The sequence below is a fragment of the Allobosea sp. FG18 genome (assembly GCF_057809495.1).
Genome location: NZ_JBMDKB010000002.1, coordinates 346,367 through 368,077, shown reverse-complemented (window position 1 = coordinate 368,077; position 21,711 = coordinate 346,367). Strand labels below are relative to the sequence as shown.

Genomic DNA, 21,711 nt, shown 5'->3' with positions numbered 1-21,711 from the left:
GTCCGACGCCGGGCCGGCTTCGTCAAGGGCGCCATCATCACGCCGCCTTGAGCACGCGGCCTGCGACGGCATCGAGCTTCGCCAGCAGGGCCGGATCGCGGAAAGCCGGCGCGGTCACGATGGCGTTGTCGAGCGCGTTGTGGGAGCCGGCCGGGCACGGTTCGCGCTGCGCCGGGAAATCGGCCGCAAGCCGCGCCACGAGGCGCTGCGCCTTGTCGGCATTGTCGTGCAGCACGGCGATGACCGAGGCCACGTCGACGGCGCCGTGCAGCTCGTGCCAGCAATCGTAGTCGGTCACCATCGCGACGGTCGCGTAGGTGATCTCGGCCTCGCGGGCGAGCTTGGCCTCGGGCATTGCGGTCATACCGATCAGGTCGTAGCCGAGCCCGCGATAGGTCGTGGATTCCGCATAGGTCGAGAATTGCGGCCCTTCCATCGTGACCAGCGTGCCGCCGCGCACGAAGGCGAGATCCTCGGCCTCAGCCGCCGCCGCGATCCGCGCCTGCAGGGCCGGCCCGACCGGATGAGCGACCGAGACATGGGCGACGCAGCCCCGGCCGAAGAAGGAGTTTTCGCGCCGGCTCGTCCGATCGACGAACTGGTCGACCAGGACGAACAGGCCCGGATAGAGCTCGGCCTTGTAGGAGCCGCAGGCCGAGAGCGAGACGAGGTCGGTCACGCCCGCCCGCTTCATCACATCGATATTGGCGCGGTAATTGATCTCGGATGGCGGGATCGCGTGGCCGCGTCCGTGCCGCGGCAGGAAGACGATCTGCGTCTGCCCGATCCTGCCGGTCCGCAACACATCCGAAGGTTCGCCCCATGGGCTTTCGATGCGCATCTCGCGCAGGTCGGTCAGGCCCGGCAGATCATAGATGCCCGATCCGCCGATGATTCCGAGAACGGCTTCGCTCATGGTCGATTCCTTTTTTCGGCGCGGAAAGGACCACCTTTCGATGACGGTCGCAATACGCCGCCGCTAGCCCCCGTCATGCTCAGGCTTGACCCGAGCATCTCCTCCCGAAGAAGCCTCCGGAAGCTTGTCCTGCCCGAAATTCTCGGATCTGCGCTTCGCTTCGTCCGAGAATGACGGCGCGCGAAACGAAAAAGGCCCCGTCGCCGGGGCCTTTTCCTAGAACGATATCGAACCGATCAGTGGACCGGCGAGCCGTCCGGCATGCGCGACCACACCTTCTTCTTGGTGTAGTAGAGCAGCCCCGCGAACAGCACGAGGAAGATCATCACCTGCAGGCCGATGCGCTTGCGCTGCTCCAGATGCGGCTCCGCCATCCAGACCATGAAGGCGGCAACGTCGCGCGCATACTGGTCGACGGTCTCCGGCACCGGCGACTTGCCGTCCGCACCCTTCGGATACTCGACCTGCCCGTTGGAGAGCGGGTTCGGCATCGCGATCAGATGGCCGGGCATGTATTCGTTGTAGTTCTGACCCGGCAGCAGGGTGACGCCCGCAGGCGGCTCCTTGTAGCCGGTCATCAGGGCGTGGATGTAGTCCGGGCCCTGCTCCTGATACTGCGTGAAGATGTCGAAGACGAAGGTCGGGAAGCCGCGGGTATAGGTGCGCGCCTTGGCCAGGACCGAGAAGTCCGGCGGATAGGCGCCGCCCTGCGCCGCGCGGGCGGCCTGCTCGTTCGCGAACGGCGATGGGAAGCGGTCGGCCGGGCGGCCGGGCCGCTCGAACATCTCGCCGGCCTCGTTCGGGCCGTCCTTGATCTGGTAGGTAGCGGCGAGCGCGGCGACCTGGCCGGGCGTGAACTCGGGGCCGCCGGGCTGCGACAGGTTGCGGAAGGCAACCAGGCTCGCGCCGTGGCAGCTCGCGCAGACTTCCTTGAAGACCTTGAAGCCGCGCTGCAGCTGAGCCCGGTCGAACTTGCCGAACGGTCCGGAGAACGACCAGGTCAGCGCCGGCGGCTTCGGGCCGGCCTCGGCGGCCTGCGCCGCCGGCTGGAGGAGCGCCAGCGAGAGGCCGGCAGCGAGCCCGGTCAGGGCGAGACGAAACGCGATTCTGCTCATGGTTCCGTCAGCCCTTGACGTTCGGTTCGGCAGCGGTGGCGGTCGCGACGCGCGCCGCCGACCCGCCCTTTGAAGCGAGCACGGCATCGGCAATCGAGGTCGGCAGTGCCTTCGGCCGCTCGAACAGACCGACGACGAAGAGAGCCACGAAGAAGCCGAAATACAGCACGGTGAAGATCTGCGAGGCGATGACGTAACCGCCTTCCGCCGGCATCGCGCCGAGATAGCCGAGGCCGATGCAGACCACGACGAAGGCCCAGAACAGCTGGCGCCCGATCGGACGATAGCTCATCGACTTGACCTTGGAAGTGTCGATCCAGGGCAGGAAGGCGAGCACGACGATGGCAGCACCCATGGCGAGCACGCCGCCGAGCTTGTCGGGAATGGCGCGCAGGATCGCGTAGAACGGCAGGAAGTACCATTCCGGGACGATATGCGCCGGGGTCGAGGCCGGGTTCGCCGGGATGTAGTTGTCGGCATGGCCCATGAAGTTCGGCTGGTAGAACACGAACCAGGCGAACAGGATCATGAATACGACCATGCCGAAGATGTCCTTCACGGTCGCGTAGGGCGTGAACGGCACGGTGTCCTTGGCGACGTTCTTCACCTCGACGCCGGTCGGATTGTTCTGGCCGACGACGTGCAGCGCCCAGATATGCAGCACGACCACGCCGAAGATCATGAACGGCAGCAGGTAGTGCAGCGAGAAGAAGCGGTTCAGCGTCGGGTTGTCGACCGAGTAGCCACCCCACAGGAAGGTGACGATCGTCTCGCCGATCACCGGCAGCGCCGAGAACAGGTTGGTGATGACGGTCGCGCCCCAGAAGGACATCTGGCCCCAGGGCAGCACATAGCCCATGAACGCCGTCGCCATCATCAGCAGGAAGATGACCACGCCGAGGATCCAGAGCACCTCGCGCGGCGCCTTGTACGAGCCATAATAAAGCCCGCGGAAGATGTGCACGTAGACGGCGATGAAGAACATCGAGGCGCCGTTCGAGTGCAGATAGCGCAGCAGCCAGCCGTAGTTCACGTCGCGCATGATGTGCTCGACGGAATTGAACGCCATCGACGCATGCGGGGTGTAGTGCATCACCAGAACGATGCCGGTGATGATCTGCGCCACCAGCATGAACACGAGGATGCCGCCGAAGGTCCACAGGTAGTTCAGGTTGCGCGGAACCGGATAGGACACGGCCGAGTCATGGGCGAGCCGGATGATCGGCAGACGCACATCAAGCCAGCGCTCGATGCCGGTCTTCGGGACGTAGGAACTGTGACCACTCATGAAGAATGCCTCAAGGCTGTCTCGTCTTGGCAGGAAAGCGTCGAGCGCATGCTCAGCCGATCTTGATCTTGGTATCGCCGTTGAAGGCGTAGGGCGGCACCGGCAGGTTGAGCGGCGCGGGGCCCTTGCGGATGCGACCCGAGGAATCGTAGTGCGAGCCGTGGCAGGGGCAGAACCAGCCGTCGTAGTCACCCTTCGATTCGCCGGGCGCGGTGCCCAGCGGGATGCAGCCCAGGTGGGTGCAGTTGCCGAAGATGACGAGGAACTGCTCGTGCCCGGCCTTGGTGCGCTGCGCGTCGGTCTGCGGGTCGCGCAGCGTGGCGACGTCGACCGCCTTGGCCTCCTCGATCTCCTTCTTGGTGCGATGGCGCACGAAGATCGGCTTGCCGCGCCAGAACAGCTTGATCGCCTGACCTTCGGCGATCGGAGCCAGATCGACATCGACCGGTGCGCCGGCAGCGACTGTCTGCGCGTCGGGCGCGAGCTGGCTGATCAGGGGAATGACGAGTGCGCCGACGCCGACCGCACCAGCGGCGCCGGTAGCCAGCATCAGGAAGTCGCGGCGGGTTGTTCCGGTCGATGTATCGGTCGCGTGCGCCACGATCCAATCCTCTTAAACGTCTTGCGAGCTGGAACAGCTCGAAATTGTCGCCTCTCGCCCTCATAGGGGCGCGCCGCTTCCGCCGCAATGCGGCGGTGCGTCACCTTCGGCTCTTTGACATGCAGATTGGACGAAGTCTACTGTCGCGAACGCCCCGGCCATGCATGGCGCACAGTCCGTCGGCGAAGACGTCAGACGGCGAGCTTTTCCGGATCGGCAGCAGCCAGGAAACCGCCCGACTGGCGCGCCCAGAGCCGGGCATAGAGCCCGCCCCGCGCGATCAGTTCGTCATGGCTCCCGATATCGGCGATCCGGCCCTGATCGAGCACGATCAACCGGTCGAGCGCCGCGATGGTCGAGAGCCGATGCGCGATCGCGATCACCGTCTTGCCCTGCATCAGCGCCGCGAGCTGCTGCTGGATCGCGGCCTCGACCTCCGAATCGAGCGCCGATGTCGCCTCGTCGAGGATCAGGATCGGCGCGTCCTTGAGCAGCACGCGGGCGATCGCGATGCGCTGGCGCTGACCGCCCGACAGCTTCACGCCGCGCTCGCCGACGCGCGAATCGAAGCCCTTGCGGCCGTCCTGATCGCCGAGGCCGAGGATGAAGCCATGGGCCTCCGCCTGCTCGGCCGCCCGCGCGATCTCGGCCTGGCTCGCGCCGATCCGGCCATAGGCGATATTGTCGCCGATCGAGCGGTGCAGCAGCGAATTATCCTGCGTCACCATGCCGATCTGGGCGCGAAGCGTATCCTGCGTGACATGCGCGATGTCCTGCCCGTCGATCAGGATGCGCCCGCCCTCGAGCGGGTAGAGCCGCAGCAACAGGTTCACCAGGGTCGACTTGCCGGCGCCCGACGGGCCGACCAGCCCGACGCGCTCGCCCGGCTTGATCTCGAGATCGAGCCCTTCGAACAACCCCTGCGCCCGGCCGTAATTGAAGCGGATCTTCTCGAAGCTGATCGCCCCCTTGTCGACGACGAGCGGCACGGCGTCGGGCGCGTCCGGCAGGTCATGCGGCTTGGCGATCGTCTCCATGCTCTCCTGCACCGAGCCGATATTCTCGAAGATGCCGCGCACGAGATGGATCAACCAGCCCGACATCTGCACCAGCCGGAGCACGAGGCCGATGGCGGCCGCGACCGCGCCCGGCGTCATCTCGCCCGTGCTCCAGAGCAGCAGCGCGAGCCAGGCCGTGGCCACCACAAGCAGGCTGTTCATCGTCTGCAGGATCACGCTGACGCCGGTGATCAGCCGCGACAGATTGAGGAAGGAGGCGTTCCAGCGCGACAACGAGTCGCGCACCGACGAGCGCTCGGCATCGGCCCGCGCGAACAGCTTCACCGTCAGGATGTTGGTGTAGGAATCGACGATGCGCCCCGTCGTCGTCGAGCGCCCCAGCGAATTCGCCTCCGAGCGCTGCTTCGCCCGCGGCACGAAGTAGATCAGCAGCGCGACATAGGCCGACAGCCACAGGATCACCGGCAGTGCCAGCCACAGGCTGGTCTTGCCGAAGAAGCCGATCGCGACGGTGGCGAAGACGAGCGCGTACCAGAGATCGTCGATGACCTCGATCGTTGCGCCGCGGATCGACTGCCCGGCCTGGATGACGCGGGCGGACAGGCGACCTGCAAAGTCATTCTGAAAGTATCCCAGCGCATGGCCGAGCGTGTAGACATGATTGCGCCAGCGGATCTGGTTGGTGATCTGCGGCACCACGACCTGGTCTACGATGGCGTGGTTGGCGAAGTAGATCAGCGGCCGGACGACCACGAGCAGGAAGGCGGCGCCTGCCAAAAGCCAGCCATGGTCGCGGAAGATCGTCTCGGGCGACTGTGTCGAGAGCAGATCGACGAACCAGCCGACCATCAGGTACATCGCCGCCTCGATGCCGCTGAAGCCCAGCCCCGTCAGCATGATCAGGGCCATCCAGCCCTTCACGCCCTTGATGTGATGCCACATGAAGGGCCAGACACCGCGCGGCGGCGTCTCCTGCTCGTCGAAGGGAGCAAAGACGTCGATTCGGCTTTCGAGCCAGCGGAAGAGCGGGGCGAACATGTCTGCCTTCCTAGAGGCTGCCAGAGGCTATGGGATAGGTTTGACGCTGGCGATTTTGCGCGAATGCAAGGAGTTCGAGGACGCAAGCCTTCCGGCTTGCTACGAAGAACGACACCGCAGTCGCGCAAAAGCGCCGTGCCCTGCGGATGAGGTGAAAACGCGGGAGCTGCAGCGTCGCATTGCTTGCCGATACGGACGTATCGGCGGCGCAGTGCTCCTCCCATCTCCCGCGTTTTGACCTCATCAAACCCATCCCATAGCCTCTGGCAGCCTCTGAAGCGGCATCGCGACGGTTTCGAGGCATATGGTCCGCGCCGGCGCGCATGACCAGCCTGCTTGACGCATATCCGAGCGTCACCGCATGACAGGGCCATGCTTCGCCTCGCCCTCTTCCAGCCGGACATCCCGCAGAATGCGGGCACGATGATCCGCATGGCCGCTTGCCTCGGCATCGCCGTCGACATCGTCGAGCCGGCTGCTTTCGACGTCTCGGACCGGCATTTCCGCCGCTCGGGCATGGACTATCTCGAACGCGCCGCCGTCCGGCGTCACGACTCCTTCGCCGCCTTCGAGAACTGGCGCCGGGCGCAAGGCCACCGCCTTGTCCTGGCCGAGACCGATGGCGCAACGCCCCTGCCCGAATTCGCATTCTGCGCCGGTGACATCGTGCTGGTCGGCCGCGAATCGGCCGGCGTGACCGCCGAGGTGCATGCCGCGGCGGAGGCCAGCCTGCACATTCCCATGCGGGCCGGATTGCGTTCGCTCAATGTCGCGCTGGCGGCAGCGATGGTAATGGGCGAAGCCTTGCGACAGACTGGCGGCTTTCCGGGCCGCGATGGAACAGAAGATGGTCACCCCGAAGCCCGCTGAATCCCCCTCCGCCGATCCCGCCGTCGTCGCCGCGCTGAAACCCCGCGCGGCCACATGGTTCGAGACCCTGCGCGATCGCATCTGCGCCGCCTTCGAGGCGATCGAGGACGAAGCCGCCGGCCCCTTCCCTGCCGAAACCAGCACGGCCGGACGCTTCGTCCGCACGCCCTGGCAGCGCACCAATCATGACGGTGCGCCCGGCGGCGGCGGCGTCATGTCGATCATGAAGGGCCGCGTCTTCGAGAAGGTCGGCGTCCACGTCTCGACGGTGCATGGCAGCTTCCATCCCGATTTCGCCGGCCAGATTCCCGGCGCGGCGCAGGACCCGCGCTTCCACGCGACCGGCATCTCGCTGATCGCCCATCCCTGGAACCCGCACGCCCCGACCGTGCACATGAACACGCGGCTCGTCGTCACCACGAAGCCGTGGTTCGGCGGCGGCGCCGACCTGACGCCAGTGCTGAATGCGCGCCGCACCCAGGACGATCCCGACGCGCAGGACTTCCACGCCGCGATGCGCGCGCCCTGCGAGCGCTTTCCGGCCATTGCCGATTACCCGCGCTTCAAGACCTGGTGCGACGAGTATTTCTTCCTGAAGCACCGCAACGAGCCGCGCGGCATCGGCGGCATTTTCTACGACTATATCTGGACCGGCGATGTCGAAGCCGATTTCGCCTTCACCCAGGCGGTCGGCGAGGCCTTCCTCGGCAGCTATCCCGAGATCCTGCGCCGCAATCTCGGCAAGCCCTGGAGCGAGACCGAGCGCCACGAGCAGCAGGTCCGCCGCGGCCGCTATGTCGAATTCAACCTGCTCTACGACCGCGGCACGATCTTCGGGCTGAAGACCGGCGGCAACGTCGATTCCATCCTGTCCTCGATGCCGCCGACGGTGCGCTGGCCTTAAGGCCGCGCTTGCCCGACCGCCGCATCGAGCAGCGCGAACTGGGCTTCAGCCGAAGCCGGGCAACCGGCTTCGATCCAGCCTCGCCGGGCCGCCTCGAGGACCTGCCCGACGCGCGGTCCGGGCGCGATGCCGCGAGCGACGACGTCCTTCCCCGTCAGCAGGAAGGGTGGCGTCCGGCCAAGCTCGGCGATGAGCTGCTGTACACAGTCCCTGTCCTCGCCTCCTGCCGACGCCTTGAGCAGGACGAGCGCCGCAGCCACCGCGTCGTTCCCGGCGTCATAGCCAAGATGGCGCAGCGCCGCGATGCCGGGCAGGTCGGCCCGCCCGCCCAGACCTTCCAGCGCGCGCGCGATGCGCTCGATCCTGTCGAATTCCTCGTTCGATAGTCGCAGTCGCGCGCGCAGCCGCAATGCGTCCTCGCCAACCGAAACCGCCAGCGCCGCCAGCCGGAAAGCCGGATGGACACCTTCTCCGCCCCCCTCCACGACAGCCGCAAAGCGCGAGAGTTGTGGCACGCCGCCGATCACCGGCATGATGAGCCCCGCCCCCGCCATCGCCCCGATCGTCGCGACGACGCCGGGGGCGACGAGGAGCTTCAGTAGCTCCGCCCGCACCCGCTCGCGCGACAATCCGGCAAGCCCCTCCCTGCCGGCGATGCAGGCGCGCAGGCCATCAGTATCGGGTTCGCCGACGCCGTAGCGGGCATGGAAGCGAAAGAAGCGCAGGATGCGCAGGTAATCCTCGCGGATACGGGTCGCGCCATCGCCGATGAAACGCACGCGACGCCGCGCGAGGTCGCCGAGACCGCCGCAATAGTCATGCAGCGTACCATCCCGGCTAAGTCCGAGCGCATTGATGGTGAAGTCGCGCCGCAACGCATCCGCCGCGAAGTCCCGGCCGAACACGACCTTGGCGCGGCGTCCGTCCGTCTCGACATCGCGCCGGAGCGTCGTCACCTCGAAGCTCTCGTCTTCGGCGACGAGCGTCACCGTGCCGTGCTCGATGCCGGTCGGCACCGCCTTGAAGCCGGCCGCCCTGCCGCGCCGCATGGTCTCCTGCGGCAAGGCGGTGGTGGCGAGGTCGATATCGCTCGCCGGCTCTCCAAGCAGGAGATTGCGGACCGCGCCGCCGACGACGCGCGTTTCCTCGCCGTCCCCGTCCAAGGCCGACAGCAGCCGCGCAAGCACCGGCTGGGCTAGAAAGCGCGCGACCGCGCCGGCACGGTCTCCACTCATTTGAAGCGGCCGGGCACCAGTACCCCGTTCTCCATATGCGGCGGTTCGTAGGCGCCCTTGCTGCGCGGCGCGATCAAGCCGCCATAGACCAGCACGGCGATGGCCAGCAGGAAGCCTGCGACCGCCAGAGCGAAGGCATGGCGGCTCCAGTGCTCGACATCGAAGGGATTGCGCCGCTTGACGACGAGATAGCCTGCAAAGATGCAGAAAGGCAGGACGAAGAGCAGGACCTCTTCGATGATCGCGCGCAGCATCGGCTTCGTCGTTCCCAGGCGCGGTGTCCGCGCAATACAATTCTAACCCGCCAGCCGCTCGTACAGATTGCGGATCATGCCGGCGGTCGCCCCCCAGATATAGCGACCCTCGAACGGCATCGCATAGTAGGTGCGGAAATGCCCCTTCCATTCGATGCCCTCGCGCCTGTGATTGGCGGGATCGAGCAGGAAGGAGAGCGGCGTCTCGAAGGCCTCGTCGACCTCGTTGTGATTGATCGTCAGCGAGAAGGGCGGCTCGACCAGCGCGACCACCGGCACGATCCGGTAGCCGGTGCCGGTGAGATAGGCATCGAGGAAGCCGAGCGTGCGGATATGCGATCGCGACAGGCCGATCTCCTCTTCTGTCTCGCGCAGTGCCGTGACGACCGGCGAGCCATCGACGGCATCGACCCGCCCGCCGGGAAAGGCGACCTGCGCCGAATGGCTGCGCAAGGCCGCCGCGCGCTGCGTCAGCAGCACAGTCGGCCCGTCGCGGCGCGGCACGATGCCGATCAGCACGGCGGCCGGGACAGCGCGCTTCTCGTCGGGGATCGGCACAGATGCGGCCTGATGCTCATGATCGCCGCGCGGCCTGCTGATCACATCGCCCAGTAGGGGCGGCTCGGCCCGCAATCGCTCACGCGCCAGCGCCGCGAAACCCTCGCTGCTCAGGTTGAGGGCGGTTTCCGATCCCATCAATGCTAGATGTCCTCGATCTCGCTCGCCGGCACTGCCGGATAGAACTGCCCTGCGGCCGCGACCCCGAACATGGCCTCGTCTTCGACATCCCGCACTTCGCCGAGCGCCAGCAGGTCATAGGTCAGCGCCCGCGTCAGCCGGGCCCAGAGGCCGCGCCGGACATGCACATAAGGTGTCAGCCCGTCCTGCGCAGCCCGCGCGAAACGCAAAGCGTGGTCCGGCCCGACGCAGACGAGATCGTCGACCTGCGTCCGGAATGCGAGCGTCCGAGCATCGCCCGCGCCATCGACCTGCATTTCGACCGCCTGGAACGGCGCGTCATCGACGGTGATCCCGACCTTCTCGACCGGGGTCACGAGAAAGTAATCGTCGTTCTCGCGCTTCAACACCGAGGCGAACAGCTTCACCAATGCCGGCCGGCCGATCGGCGTGCCCATGTAGAACCAGGTGCCGTCAGCAGCGATGCGCATGTCGAGATCGCCGCAAAAGGGCGGATTCCAGCGCTCCACCGGCGGCAGACCGCGCGCCTTGCCGCCGCCGAGCGAGGCCATCAGGCGCTCCATCGCCTGGCCCGGTCCCGTCATCTCGTCCTCCCCGGCCACCGGCATCGTGCTTGCATCGCGTTTCCGCCTTGAACTCCACATAATCGTGAAGCCGAGTTGATGTGTACCATTCCATTCGGCGCTTGAGCCGTCGTGATGGCCCGTCCACACTGAACGGCCGAACGCATCGACGGTTCGCATGGCGGCGCAACGGCTCGCGACAGTGAAGGAGATCGACATGGCGGCGCAAGCCCGGGCAAACGAGAGCACTTCGCCGATCGACCTCGACACAGGCATCGTCGAGGCGGCCGAAGCCGCGCTTAGTGCCATCGGCGCAGCGCGCAAGGAGATCGGCCAGGTCATCTTCGGCCAGCAGAAGGTCGTCGATCTCTCGCTGGTGACGCTGCTTTCGGGCGGCCACGGCCTGCTCGTCGGCGTGCCCGGCCTCGCCAAGACCAAGCTCGTCGAGGCGATGGGCACCGTGCTCGGCCTCGCCGCGCGGCGCGTCCAGTTCACGCCGGACCTGATGCCCTCCGACATCCTCGGTTCCGAGGTTCTCGACGAATCGAGCGACGGGAAGCGCCATTTCCGCTTCATCAAGGGCCCGGTCTTCGCCCAGCTCCTGATGGCGGACGAGATCAACCGCGCCTCGCCGCGCACCCAGTCGGCCCTGCTGCAGGCGATGCAGGAGCACCATGTCACGGTGGCCGGCGAGCGCTACGACCTGCCGGCCCCCTTCCATGTCCTGGCGACGCAGAACCCGATCGAGCAGGAAGGCACCTATCCCCTGCCCGAAGCCCAGCTCGATCGCTTCCTGCTCGAGATTGATGTCGGCTATCCCGACCGCGAGGCCGAGCGCCGCATCCTGCTGGAGACCACCGGCGCCGCCGAATACAAGCCCTCCCCGGCGATGACCTCCGAGACGCTGATGTCGATCCAGCGCCTCGTCCGCCGCCTGCCGGTCGGCGAGGCCGTGGTCGATGCGATCCTCGATCTCGTCCGCTCCGCCCGCCCCGGCGAGGGCGAAGCCTCGGTCACCGACAAGCTTTCCTGGGGCCCCGGCCCGCGTGCCAGCCAGTCGCTGACGCTGGCGGTGCGTGCGCGTGCGCTCGTCGAGGGCCGTCTCGCCCCCTCGGTGGATGATGTCGCGGCGCTCGCCATTCCCGTTCTGAAGCACCGCGTCGCCCTGACCTTCGCCGCTCGCGCCGATGGCGAGACCGTCGAGGGCCTGATCGGCAAGCTCGTGGAACGGCTGGGATAGGCCGATGCTGCGCACGCGCGTCCTGGGTCCTGGCGAACGGCGGCCGACACGGCCGGTCCTCACTGATGCGCTCGACCTCGCCGCGCGCCTGCCGCGTCTGATCCTGGAGGCGCGCCGCGTCTCGGCCAGCATCCACGGCATCCATGGCCGGCGCCGCTCGGGCCCGGGCGAGACCTTCTGGCAGTACCGCCCGCTGGTCGCCGGCGAATCGGCCTCGCGCATCGATTGGCGCCGCTCCGCCCGTGACGGCCATCTCTTCGTCCGCGAACGCGAATGGGAAGCCTCGCATTCGATCTGGCTCTGGATCGACCGGTCGCCCTCGATGGGCTTCGCCTCCTCGCTCGCCATGGCCTCGAAGCTCGACCGGGCGCTGGTCGCGGGCTTCGCTCTCGCCGAAACGATGGTCGAGGGCGGCGAGCGCGTCGGCCATCTCGGGCTGACGCGGGCGCTCGCATCGCGCCGCATCGTCGAGATGCTGGCGCAGGCGATCGTCGCGGATGAGCGCAACGCCGCCTCCGACCTGCCCCCGGAAGCGCCGCTGCCCCGGCTGTCGGACGCGATCATCATCACTGACGGGCTGTCGCCCGCCTCCGCACTCACCCAGCGAATCGCCACGCTGGCTTCGTCAGGCGCACGCGGCCATGTCCTGCTGATCGCCGATCCGATCGAGGAGACCTTCCCCTTCAGCGGCCAGGCCGAACTGTTTGACCTGGAGGACGGGCTGACCCTGCGCGTCGGCGATGCCGGCGCCTGGGGCGACGAATATCGCCAGCGCCTCGCAGCCCATCGCGAGGCCATCACGGAGGCCTGCCGCAAGGCCGGCTGGACCCTGACGCTGCATCGCACCGACCGTCCGGCAAGCGAGGCGGTGCTGCGCATCGCGAGCCTTATCGCCGCGTCGCGCAGCGCCTCTGGCTTCTGAGGGGAAACGCCGATGCTCAGCGCCCTGCCCTTCAGCTTCTCCGCCCCGCTCGCTCTCGCCGCGCTCGCCCTGCTGCCGGCGCTCTGGCTGATCCTGCGCGTTACGCCGCCACGCCCACGCCGGATCGACTTCCCGCCGCTGAAGATCATGGCGGACCTGATCGCCAAGCGCGAGACGCCGGCCCATACGCCCTGGTGGCTGCTGGCGCTGCGCATGGCCGTCGCCGCGCTCGCCATCCTCGCCGTCGCCGGCCCGGTCTGGAACCCGGTGCGGGATGCCGCACCCTCGCGCGGCCCGGTCCTGCTGCTGATCGATAACGGCTTCGGCGCCGCCACCGACTGGCCGGAGCGCGTCGCGGTCGCCGAATCGCGCATCGCCGCAGCGACCCGCGAAGGCCGCCCCGTCGCCGTGGTCGGCCTCGCCGAAGCGCCGGCCGCGATCGCGCTGGCGGAGCCGCGCATCGCACTCGACCGGCTGCGTGCGCTCCCGCTCCAACCGCATGCGCCGGACCGCGCCGCCCATCTCCAGCGCATCGAAGCCTTCCTGCAAGGGTCCCCCGCCACCGAGATCGTCTGGGTCGCCGACGGGCTCGCCGTCTCCGACGATGGCAGCTTCCTCGCCCGGCTGAAGCAGGATGCCGAGGCCCGTCGCCTCGCGGTTCATGCCGGCCCGGCCGCGCAGCTCGCCCTTTCCGCGCCCGAAAACCTCGCGGGCGCCCTGACCGTCAAGGTGCTGCGCCCGACCACGAGCGCCGCCGCGACGGGGCAGGTCCGCGCGCTCGATCTCAAAGGCCTGCCGCTTGGCAACGCCCCCTTCATCTTCGAGGGTAGCAACCTCGAAACGACCGCGCGCCTCACCTTGCCGATAGAGGTCCGCAACGCCGTCTCGCGGCTGGAGATCATCGGCGAGCGCAGCGCCGGCGCCGTGGCGCTGCTCGACGACCGCGCCAAACGCCGCCGCATCGGCCTCGTCTCCGGTGCGACCGCCGACACCGCTCAGCCCTTGCTGTCGCCGACCTATTACCTCTCCCGCGCCCTCCAGCCCTTTGCCGAAATCCGCGAGCCCAGGCAGGGCTCGACCGATCCGATCGGCGAGTTGCTGGCACAGAATCTCTCTGTGCTGGTCCTCGCCGATATCGGTGCGCTCGATCGCGAGACCGCCGAGAAGGTGACCAGCTTCGTCGAGCGCGGCGGGGTGCTGCTGCGCTTTGCCGGCGCCCGCCTCGCGGCGGCCTCCGACGAACTGACACCGGTGCGCCTGCGGCGTGGCGGCCGCACGCTTGGCGGCGGCCTGTCTTGGGAGACGCCGCGCAAGCTCGCGCCCTTCACCCGCGAGAGCCCCTTCTTCGGCCTGACCATCAGCGACGATATCCGCGTCAGCCGCCAGATTCTGGCCGAGCCGGAGCCCAACCTCTCCCGCAAGACCTGGGCGGCGCTGGAGGACGGCACGCCGGTCGTCACCGGCGTGCGGCGCGGCGACGGCCTCATCGCCATGGTCCATGTCACCGCCGACACCACCTGGTCGAACCTTCCGCTCTCGGGCCTCTTCGTCGACATGCTCCGCAAGATCGTCCATCTCGCCGGCAACGGCCCGGCGGTCGAAACGCAGAGTGATGAGACCCGCGTCGAGACCCTGTCGCCCACCCGCCTGCTCGACGGCATCGGCCAGTTCCGCTCACCACCCGCCACCGCGCAGCCGGTGGCACGCAACTATGCCGGCCGCGCGACTCTCGCCCATCCGCCCGGCCTCTACGGCCCCGCCGACGGCTCGCTCGCGGTCAACGCGCTGACACCGGCAGACACGCTCGCCGCCCTCGACCTCGCCAGCCTCGGCGTCGCCGTCCTGCCGATCGATGAACCGATCGCGCGCGACATCCGCCCGTTGCTGCTCGTCCTCGCCCTGTTGCTGCTCGTCGCCGACACGCTGGCAACGCTCTGGCTCGGCGGGCGTCTCAACCTCGCCCGCCTGCGCAAGGTCGCCGCGCCGGCCGCGATCCTGCTCGCGCTTGGCACCTCCTTCGGCCTCGCCCCCGATACTGCCCGCGCCCAGCAACCCGCCCCGAACGCGCAGGCCGACACCCGCCCGCCGATCCCGCGCGCCCTGCTCGCCAATGGCGCGATGACGCGGCTGGCCTATGTCGTGACCGGCGACAAGCCGGTCGACGACATGTCCAAGGCGGGCTTGATCGGCCTCAACACCGTGCTCGGCGCCCGCACGGCGCTGGAGCCGGGCGAGCCTGTCGGCGTCAGCGTCGAGCGCGACGAGCTCGCCTTCTTCCCCGTGCTCTACTGGCCTATCGTCGCCGGCCGGCCGGTTCCTTCGGCCGAGACTTTGCGCAAGCTCGAAGCCTATATGAAGGGCGGCGGGCTCGTGATCTTCGACACCCGCGACGCGATGAGCGCGCGGCCCGGCGGCGGCACCACGCCCGAGGGCGACCAGCTCAAGCGCATGCTGCAGACGCTCGACATTCCCGAGCTGGAGCCGCTGCCGCGCGACCACGTCCTGACCAAGACCTTCTACATCCTCGATGAGCTCGTCGGCCGCTACGACACCGGCACGACCTGGGTCGAGACCCTGCCGCCGGCCGATAGCGACGGACGCCGCCCGGCGCGGGCCGGCGACAATGTCTCGCCCATCGTCATCACCGCCAACGACCTCGCGGCCGCCTGGGCGATCGACCGGCGCGGCGAAGGGCTGGTGCCGCTTTCCGGCGGCGATCCGCGCCAGCGCGAGATGGCACTGCGTGGCGGCATCAATCTCGTGATGTATGCGCTCACCGGCAACTACAAGGCCGATCAGGTCCATGTCCCGGCCCTGCTCGAGCGTCTGGGACAATAGCCATGTGGAGCGTATCCCTCGCCCCGATGGTGCCGCTGCCGCTGCTGATCGGCCTGGCCGTGCTCGCGGCTTTGGCTGCCGGCGCGGCCATAGTCCTCGCCGGCCGCAGCGCCATCCTGCGCGCGCTCGCTCTCGTGGTGCTAACGACGGCGCTGGCCGATCCCTCGCTCGTTTTCGAGGATCGCGAGCCGGTCAAGGATGTCGTCTCGGTCGTGGTCGACCGTTCAGCCTCGAACCGCCTTGCCGACCGCGCGGCCCAGACCGACGCCGCCGTCGCCGAGATCGAGCGGCAATTGCGCGGCATCCCCAATGTCGAGCCGCGGATCGTCGAGCTGCGCGACGCGCAGGGCACGAATGACGGCACCCGCCTGTTCGAAGCGCTGTCGTCCAGCCTCGCCGATGTTCCCTCGGAGCGCGTCGCCGGCGCCATCGCGATCACTGACGGCCTCGCCCATGACGCGCCACCCAATGCCGAGACGCTCGGCCTGCGCGCGCCGCTGCATATCCAGACCACCGGCCGCAATGCCGAGATCGACCGCCGCATCGTCCTGGTCGATTCGCCGCGCTTCGGCATCGTCGGCAAGGACCAGATCATCCGGCTCCGCGTCGTCGACAAGGGCGGCCCCGGCCGCGCCGGCCTGACCATCCGCCGCGACGGCGAGATCGTCGCCCGCCGCGAGGTCGCGACCGGCCAGACCGTGCAGGTCCCCGTCCGCATCGACCGGGGTGGACCGAACGTCGTCGAGATCGAGGCGCAGCCGATCGACAACGAGCTGACGCTCGCGAACAACCGCGCGGTCATCACCATCGAGGGCGTGCGCGACAAGCTCCGCGTGCTGCTGGTCTCGGGCGAGCCGCATCCGGGCGAGCGCACCTGGCGCAACCTTCTCAAGGCCGACGCCAATGTCGACCTCGTGCATTTCACCATCCTGCGCCCACCGGAGAAGCAGGACGGCACGCCGATCAACGAGCTCTCGCTGATCGCCTTCCCGACGCGCGAGCTGTTCCAGGTCAAGATCAAGGAATTCGACCTGATCATCTTCGACCGCTACGCCAACCAGTCGATCCTGCCGCTGCTCTATTTCGAGAACATCGTGCGCTATGTCCGCGACGGCGGTGCATTGCTCGTCGCGGCGGGCCCCGAATATGCGGGCTCGCAGACGCTGGCGCGCACCCCGCTCGGCCAGATCCTGCCGGCCCTGCCCGATGGCAGCGTCATCGACGAGGCTTATCGCGCCCAGGTCAGCGAACCCGGCAAGCGCCACCCCGTCACCCGCGACCTGCCGGGCTCGGAAGTCTCGCCGCCGCGCTGGGGCGAATGGCTGCGCATGGTCGGCGCCCAGGCGCGAGCCGGCGGCGCGCCCGTCATGACCGGTCCGGGCGACCGGCCGCTCCTGATGCTGGCGCGCGAGCAGAAGGGCCGCGTCGCGCTCTTCCTCTCTGATCATGCCTGGCTCTGGGCGCGGGGCTTCCGCGACGGCGGCCCCTATCTCGACCTGCTGCGCCGCCTCAGCCACTGGCTGATGAAGGAGCCGGAGCTTGAGGAGGAGGCCCTGCGCGCGACCGTGCGCGGCGCCACCGTCGAGGTCGAGCGTCAGACGCTGCGCGACAATCCCGGCCCCATCACCATCACCGGCCCCGACGGCCAGTCGCGCACGGTCACGCTTGAAGCCGGGCGGCCCGGCCTGTTCACCGCCCGCATCCCGACCAGCGATCTCGGCCTCTACCGCCTGACCTCCGACAACCTCACCGCCTTCGCCAGCGTCGGGCCGGAGAACCCGCGCGAATTGATGGAAGTGGTCAGCGATCCCGGCGCTCTCCAGACGCTGGCGCAGGCCACCGGCGGCTCGTCGCGCCGCATCGGCCGCGAGAGCGGCTCGGCCGTCAATGTGCCGCGCATCGTGCCGGTGCGCTCGGGCAGCCAGTTCGCCGGCAATGACTGGATCGGCCTGAGGATCAGCGATTCCGGCATCGTGCGCGGCGTGCGCATCTCGCCGCTCTTCATCGGACTGCTCGGCCTGGCCGTGCTGTTCGGCGCGCTGGTCGCGGGCTGGCTCGGCGAGAGCGGCAGGCGCCTCAGGCGTCAGAGCTGACGCGCATCGAGGTCACCGCCCCGCTGCGCTGCTTCAGCACGCCCTCGACCAGCTCCAGCGCCAGGAAGCGCGCCGGATCGACCGGCCCCGGCAGCACGAGCTGGCCGGGCGGCAATACCTTGAAGCCGAAGCGGGCGTAATAGGGTGCGTCCCCGATCAGCATGATCAGGTCGTGCCCGGTCTCGCGCGCGGCCTCGATCGAGCGGTTCATCAGCGCAGCCCCGATGCCCCGGCCCTCGAAGGCGGGGTCGACCGTCAGCGGCCCCAGCATCAGCGCCTTGTGGCCGCCGGCCAGCACGGTCGTCACCTTCACCGAACCGACGAGGAAGGTGCCGACATGGGCGGCGAAGGACAGGGCGTGGTCGGGCGGCACGCCCTCGCGCAGACGGAAGGCGGTGCGGGCGAAGCGGCCGGGGCCGAAGGCGCGCTCATGCAGGCGCTCGATGGCGGCAGCGTCCACGGGGAGTTCGTGGCGGATGGTCAGAGGCAGGGATGTCATGATGATCGACGTGTAGCGCGGGAGGCGGATCGGCTGAGCGAGGGCAGGCGCGTGCGGGCGCTCTACCGGAAGGGCGCATTCAGCGCGCCGGTCGTCGCAGGTCTCGCAGGCTCAGCCGGATCATCATGGACAGCGCGTCTAGCAGAGCACCCGAGCGGCGTCCATCCATCTTGTGTCGACCCTCAGCGGGGACTTGTCGGTCTTGCCGCTTTGGTCTCAACTCGGGCCTCAAGCGGGGGAACAGGCCACGGAAGCCGCAGGCGATCTCGCCTGTCGGAACGGAGACGACCGATGTCCGGATATAAGCCGCTCGCCGCCGCCCTGCTTCTGGTGGCGATTGCCATGCCCGCTCACGCCCAGCAGCCGGCGCCGCCGAAGGAACCCCTCCGGGACGAGTTCTTCTGGCTGGGCGAGATCAACAAGGCGAGCACGGTGATCAATGCCGAGCAGGGCCTGCTCGACCGGGCGCTGGCGCCGAAGCTGGCCCAGGGCATCGCCAAGGTCATCGAGGCCGGCAACCAGCCCGGCGCGAGGCGCCCCTCGACCGTCATCAGCTTCGAACCCCTGATGATCAAGGAGGCCGGGGTCGAGGTCACTCTGATCCATGCCGGCCGCTCCAGCCAGGACATGCACGCGACCTATCGCGCCGCGATCATGCGCGACCGGCTCCTGACGCTGGCCGACCAGCTTAACCGGGCGACGCGGACGATGGTCGAGCTCGCCGCGGCGCATCGCGGCACGATCGTGCCCAACTACACCAACGGCGTCGCTGCCCAGCCCAACAGCTATGGCCATTACCTGCTCGGCCTCGTGGCCGGGCTCGATCGCGACGCGCAGCGCATCCGCGAGACCTATGCCCGCGTCGACCGCTCGCCGATGGGCACCACGGTGCTCAACGGCACGAGCTGGCCGCTCGATCGCCAGCGGATGGCGGATTATCTCGGCTTCGCCGGCCTCGTCGAGAACGCCTATGACGCCTCGCAGATCGCCGCGGCCGATCTGCCCGTCGAGGTCGGCGGTATCGTCACCGGCATCGCCTTGCATGTCGGCGGCTTCATCGAAGACGTGATGACGCAATATGCGCAGTCGCGGCCCTGGATCATCCTGCGCGAGGGCGGCGGCAATACCTATGTCTCGAGCGCCATGCCGCAGAAGCGCAATCCGGGCCTGCTGAACGGCACCCGCGAGGACGCTTCGACCGCGCTCTCGTTGGCGATGGGGCCGGTCTTCCGGGCGCATAACATCCCACCCGGCATGCCGGACGCCAAGGACGCGAAAACCAACAGCGCCATGACCGACAGCGCGACCAAGGCCCTGCAGGGCCTTGACCGCATCCTGAAGGCGCTCGCCATCGACCCGGAACGCGCGCTGGAAGAACTCAACAGCGACTGGACGGCCTCGCAGGAGCTCGCCGACGTACTGATGCGGAAGTACAAGCTGCCCTTCCGCGCCGGCCATCATTTCGCGTCGGAGGTGGTCGACTACGCCAAGCTCCACAACATCAAGCCGACCGAGTTTCCATATGCGCAGGCGCAGGCGATCTACCGCAAGGCGGCGCCGGAGATGGGCCTCGCCGCGGCCGATCTGCCGATGGGCGAGGCCGAGTTCCGCGCGACGCTCGATCCCGTCGCGATCATCAAGAACCGGGCGACCTCGGGCGGCCCGCAGCCGGCCGAGATGGACCGGATGCTGGCGGAGGCGAAGCAGCGCCTCGACCGACAGGATGCCTGGATCAAGGACCGCCGTGCCAGGATCTCGGCAGGTCTGGCGAAGCTCGACGCCGATTTCGGCACGCTGGCGAGAAGCGCGAACTGACAAGCCGGGTCGCGGCCGTCACCAATCCACGGTTGGCGGCTGCCCGGACAGGATCTCCGCCAGCCGCCGCCGCGTGGCGGGTGTCGTGCCGTCCGGCAGACGATCGAGCGGAAAGAAGCCGGCCTCGGCGATCTCGCGGTCGGGCTGCTTGATGCGTTCGACCCGGAACTGGCGGAGGACATAGACGGCGACATGGTCTCGCCGCGAGATCCTGCGGTTGAAGAACAGCCCATGCAGGACGGGCCGCCCGGTCGGAACGATGCCCGCCTCTTCCGATAATTCGCGCTCCAGCGACAGTTCCGCTGTCTCTCCGACCTCGACCCCGCCACCGGGAAAGTGCCAGCCGGGCACATAGGTGTGGCGGATCAGGAAGACCTCGCCGCGATCGTTCAGGACGACGGCACGCACGCCAAAAGTCATGCCCCGCGCGAAGCGGAAATAGACATGCAGCAACCGCGTCACCGCGCGCTGCGCGAGTGTCCGTTGCTGCTCGGGGTCAGCCACTGGCTGCGGATTTGACGATTGCATCCGATCGAGTCTCAAGGGTGAGTTAATTGTCTATGCAAAAACCGCATGACGGACCGTCAAGCAGATCAGTTGTTCCGCCACAAACGCGCCCCAAATGAGGCAGATACCGCAGCGCAACATCAGGACCCAGGAACCATGCTTCTCTCTTTCATCATCGCTCGCTTCAAGGCCAAGCCGGCCTATGTCTGGAAGCCCGCCGTCACCATGACCGATTCCCGCATCGTGTCGGAACTGACCGGCGCCGCCAACTGAGGTCTTCGGACCCTTCCGCAGTCCAGGCGCGCCACGGCGCGCTTGACTGACGGCCTCCTGCGGGGGCAAGCGCTAGAGCGTGTTCAAGCTCGCGCATCTGTCCGACCCGCATCTTGGCCCGCTCGCCGGGTTTTCGCTGCATCAGCTCTTCGGCAAGCGCGCGACCGGTTACGTCAACTGGCGACGCAAGCGCCGGCACGCCCATGACATGGATATCCTGGCGCGCATCGTCGCCGACATCCACGCGCATGAGCCCGACCATATCGCCTGCACCGGCGATGTCGCCCATATCGGCCTGCCCAACGAGTTCAAGACCGCGATAGCCTTTCTCGACGAGCTCGGCCCGCGCGAGAGGGTGAGTTTCGTGCCGGGCAACCACGACGCCTATGCACGCTCCTCGCTGAAGCCCCTGGCGGGTCTGCTCGCGCCCTGGATCGCCGATGACGAAGGCAAGGCCGGTTATCCCTGGTATCGCCGCCGCGGACCCGTCGCGCTGATCGGCGTCAACAGCGGCGTGCCCACCCTCCCCCTGATGGCGACAGGCCGCGTCGGCGGCGAGCAGATCGCCCGGACCGAGGCCCTGCTCGACCGTGCCCGCGACGAAGGGCTGATCCGCGTCGTGCTGATTCATCATCCGCCCTATCTCGGCGGCGCCAAGCGCGGCCGCGAATTGGTGGATGCCGCCGCCTTCGAGGCGATGCTGAAGCGCAAGGGCGCCGACCTCGTCCTCCACGGCCACAATCACAGCTTCTCGCTGGCCTGGCGCCCGGGCCTCGGCCGCGACGTGCCGATCGTCGGCGTGCCCTCGGCCTCGATCGGCCCGCGCGGACACGGCGAACTCGGAGCCTGGCATCTGTTCCGCATCGAGGGCGACGCCAGCGCCCCACGGATCACGCTGGAGCAGCGCGGCTTCGAGCCCGACGGCACCGTCATCCTCCGCCAGAAGATCGCGCTGCACGCGAAGCCGGCCTGACGGGTCTCGCAGCGGATTCCACCATACCCGTTTACCGGTCTTTCACGCG

Annotated in this window: 19 protein-coding genes; 8 read left to right on the top strand and 11 right to left on the bottom strand. The window is 68.2% G+C overall.

Features of this window, described 5'->3' with window-relative positions:
• Positions 1 to 37: 37 nt before the first annotated feature.
• The 5 genes from ACODTJ_RS03945 to ACODTJ_RS03925 form a co-directional block, all read right to left on the bottom strand.
• On the bottom strand, positions 38 to 916 hold the full coding sequence (locus tag ACODTJ_RS03945) for an S-methyl-5'-thioadenosine phosphorylase (RefSeq protein ID WP_454655920.1): 879 nt from the start codon (positions 914 to 916) through the stop codon (positions 38 to 40).
• 236 nt (positions 917 to 1,152) lie between these two features.
• Positions 1,153 to 2,031, bottom strand: coding sequence for a cytochrome c1 (locus tag ACODTJ_RS03940; RefSeq protein WP_454655919.1), 879 nt, complete (start codon positions 2,029 to 2,031; stop codon positions 1,153 to 1,155).
• Between the two features lie 7 nt (positions 2,032 to 2,038).
• On the bottom strand, positions 2,039 to 3,319 hold the full coding sequence (locus ACODTJ_RS03935; protein ID WP_454655918.1) for a cytochrome b: 1,281 nt from the start codon (positions 3,317 to 3,319) through the stop codon (positions 2,039 to 2,041).
• A gap of 52 nt (positions 3,320 to 3,371) precedes the next feature.
• Positions 3,372 to 3,920: a ubiquinol-cytochrome c reductase iron-sulfur subunit gene (gene petA, locus ACODTJ_RS03930; RefSeq protein ID WP_454655917.1), complete on the bottom strand. Its 549-nt coding sequence runs from the start codon at positions 3,918 to 3,920 to the stop codon at positions 3,372 to 3,374.
• 191 nt (positions 3,921 to 4,111) lie between these two features.
• A complete protein-coding gene (locus tag ACODTJ_RS03925) occupies positions 4,112 to 5,977 on the bottom strand; it encodes an ABC transporter ATP-binding protein (protein WP_488847610.1) in 1,866 nt (621 codons plus the stop codon).
• A gap of 372 nt (positions 5,978 to 6,349) precedes the next feature.
• On the opposite strand from ACODTJ_RS03925, the gene ACODTJ_RS03920 reads away from it, so the two are divergent.
• Both ACODTJ_RS03920 and hemF read left to right on the top strand, forming a co-directional pair.
• Complete coding sequence (locus tag ACODTJ_RS03920; protein ID WP_454655915.1) at positions 6,350 to 6,847, top strand: tRNA (cytidine(34)-2'-O)-methyltransferase; 498 nt, start codon at positions 6,350 to 6,352, stop codon at positions 6,845 to 6,847.
• The gene (gene hemF / locus ACODTJ_RS03915) at positions 6,825 to 7,751 is read left to right on the top strand and encodes an oxygen-dependent coproporphyrinogen oxidase (protein WP_454655914.1); all 927 of its coding nucleotides are present in this window, start codon (positions 6,825 to 6,827) and stop codon (positions 7,749 to 7,751) included. The genes ACODTJ_RS03920 and hemF overlap by 23 nt, the downstream gene beginning before the upstream one ends.
• On the opposite strand, the gene ACODTJ_RS03910 is transcribed toward hemF, so the two are convergent.
• From ACODTJ_RS03910 to ACODTJ_RS03895, 4 genes are read right to left on the bottom strand one after another with little or no spacing between them, the layout of a single operon-like run.
• A complete protein-coding gene (locus tag ACODTJ_RS03910; protein ID WP_454655913.1) occupies positions 7,748 to 8,986 on the bottom strand; it encodes a CCA tRNA nucleotidyltransferase in 1,239 nt (412 codons plus the stop codon). The two genes, hemF and ACODTJ_RS03910, sit on opposite strands and share 4 nt — an antisense overlap.
• A complete protein-coding gene (locus tag ACODTJ_RS03905; RefSeq protein ID WP_454655912.1) occupies positions 8,983 to 9,240 on the bottom strand; it encodes a DUF6111 family protein in 258 nt (85 codons plus the stop codon). Before ACODTJ_RS03905 ends, ACODTJ_RS03910 begins: the two co-directional genes overlap by 4 nt.
• Before the next feature lie 42 nt (positions 9,241 to 9,282).
• On the bottom strand, positions 9,283 to 9,936 hold the full coding sequence (locus ACODTJ_RS03900) for a CoA pyrophosphatase (protein ID WP_454655911.1): 654 nt from the start codon (positions 9,934 to 9,936) through the stop codon (positions 9,283 to 9,285).
• A 5-nt stretch (positions 9,937 to 9,941) separates the two neighbouring features.
• The gene (locus tag ACODTJ_RS03895; protein WP_454655910.1) at positions 9,942 to 10,547 is read right to left on the bottom strand and encodes a DUF1285 domain-containing protein; all 606 of its coding nucleotides are present in this window, start codon (positions 10,545 to 10,547) and stop codon (positions 9,942 to 9,944) included.
• A 172-nt stretch (positions 10,548 to 10,719) separates the two neighbouring features.
• Here ACODTJ_RS03895 and ACODTJ_RS03890 point away from each other — a divergent pair, with 172 nt between their 5' ends.
• From ACODTJ_RS03890 to ACODTJ_RS03875, 4 genes are read left to right on the top strand one after another with little or no spacing between them, the layout of a single operon-like run.
• Positions 10,720 to 11,742, top strand: coding sequence for an AAA family ATPase (locus ACODTJ_RS03890; protein ID WP_454655909.1), 1,023 nt, complete (start codon positions 10,720 to 10,722; stop codon positions 11,740 to 11,742).
• 4 nt (positions 11,743 to 11,746) lie between these two features.
• Entirely contained in the window at positions 11,747 to 12,664 is a 918-nt protein-coding gene (locus ACODTJ_RS03885) for a DUF58 domain-containing protein (RefSeq protein ID WP_454655908.1), read from the top strand.
• 12 nt (positions 12,665 to 12,676) lie between these two features.
• Positions 12,677 to 15,502: a DUF4159 domain-containing protein gene (locus ACODTJ_RS03880; protein ID WP_454655907.1), complete on the top strand. Its 2,826-nt coding sequence runs from the start codon at positions 12,677 to 12,679 to the stop codon at positions 15,500 to 15,502.
• 2 nt (positions 15,503 to 15,504) lie between these two features.
• A complete protein-coding gene (locus tag ACODTJ_RS03875) occupies positions 15,505 to 17,595 on the top strand; it encodes a hypothetical protein (protein WP_454655906.1) in 2,091 nt (696 codons plus the stop codon).
• Here the strand turns inward: ACODTJ_RS03875 and ACODTJ_RS03870 are convergent.
• The gene (locus tag ACODTJ_RS03870) at positions 17,579 to 18,094 is read right to left on the bottom strand and encodes a GNAT family N-acetyltransferase (protein ID WP_454655905.1); all 516 of its coding nucleotides are present in this window, start codon (positions 18,092 to 18,094) and stop codon (positions 17,579 to 17,581) included. The genes ACODTJ_RS03875 and ACODTJ_RS03870 overlap by 17 nt on opposite strands.
• 291 nt (positions 18,095 to 18,385) lie before the next feature.
• On the opposite strand from ACODTJ_RS03870, the gene ACODTJ_RS03865 reads away from it, so the two are divergent.
• Positions 18,386 to 19,909 carry an argininosuccinate lyase gene (locus tag ACODTJ_RS03865; protein WP_454655904.1) on the top strand — a complete coding sequence of 508 codons (1,524 nt, stop codon included), beginning with the start codon at positions 18,386 to 18,388 and terminating at the stop codon, positions 19,907 to 19,909.
• 18 nt (positions 19,910 to 19,927) lie between these two features.
• Here the strand turns inward: ACODTJ_RS03865 and ACODTJ_RS03860 are convergent, their stop codons facing one another.
• The gene (locus tag ACODTJ_RS03860; protein WP_454655903.1) at positions 19,928 to 20,437 is read right to left on the bottom strand and encodes an NUDIX domain-containing protein; all 510 of its coding nucleotides are present in this window, start codon (positions 20,435 to 20,437) and stop codon (positions 19,928 to 19,930) included.
• A 331-nt stretch (positions 20,438 to 20,768) separates the two neighbouring features.
• Between ACODTJ_RS03860 and ACODTJ_RS03855 the strand changes: the two genes are divergently transcribed.
• On the top strand, positions 20,769 to 21,662 hold the full coding sequence (locus ACODTJ_RS03855) for a metallophosphoesterase family protein (protein ID WP_454655902.1): 894 nt from the start codon (positions 20,769 to 20,771) through the stop codon (positions 21,660 to 21,662).
• The last annotated feature ends 49 nt before the right edge of the window (positions 21,663 to 21,711 follow it).